Consider the following 916-nt stretch of genomic DNA (forward strand, 5'->3'; position numbering starts at 1 on the left):
CCGCAAGGCCGCCGAGTCGTGGGGGGACATCTCCCTGGCCAGGCGGACCGCGGTGCTGTTCCGGTTCCGCGAGCTGGTCGCCGCCCACGTCGAGGACCTCGCGGCCCTGGTCACGGCCGAGCACGGGAAGGTCCTCTCCGACGCGAAGGGCGAGATCGGGCGGGGCCTGGAGGTGGTCGAGTTCGCCTGCGGGATCCCGCAGCTGCTCAAGGGCGCCTACTCCGACCAGGCCTCCACCGGCATCGACGTCTTCTCCTACCGCCAGCCCGTCGGCGTGGTCGCCGGGATCACCCCGTTCAACTTCCCCGTCATGGTCCCGCTGTGGATGGCGCCGGTCGCGATCGCCACCGGCAACGCCTTCATCCTCAAGCCCTCCGAGCGGGACCCCTCCGCCGCGATGCTCCTGGCCCGCCTGTGGGCCGAGGCGGGCCTGCCCGCGGGGGTCTTCCAGGTCCTCCACGGCGGGAAGGAGACCGTCGACGGGCTCCTGACCCACCCCGACGTCGACGCCGTCTCCTTCGTCGGCTCGACCCCGATCGCCAAGTACGTCCACGAGACCGCGACCGCGCACGGCAAGCGCGTCCAGGCCCTGGGCGGGGCGAAGAACCACGCGATCATCCTCCCGGACGCGGACATGGACAACGCCGCCGACCACCTCGCCGCCGCCGCGTTCGGCTCCGCCGGGGAACGCTGCATGGCCATCTCCGTCGCGGTGGCCGTCGGGGAGGCCGCCGACGCCCTCGTGGGCAAGGTCAAAGACCGCGCCCAGGCCGTCAAGGTCGCCGAGGGCACCGAGCCCGGGGCGGAGATGGGCCCGATCATCACGCCCGCGTCCAGGGACCGGATGGCCTCCATCGTCACCGCCGCGGCCGAGGCCGGCGCGGACCTGGTCGTCGACGGGCGGGAGTTCACCGTG

At 73.3% G+C, this 916-nt stretch carries 1 protein-coding gene; it reads left to right on the top strand.

The annotated features are described in order from the left end of the window. The coding region (mmsA, locus tag ACYVKZ_RS21085; protein WP_460994431.1) for a CoA-acylating methylmalonate-semialdehyde dehydrogenase at positions 1–916 on the top strand (916 nt) is incomplete at both ends.

This window comes from Sinomonas soli (assembly GCF_054782415.1).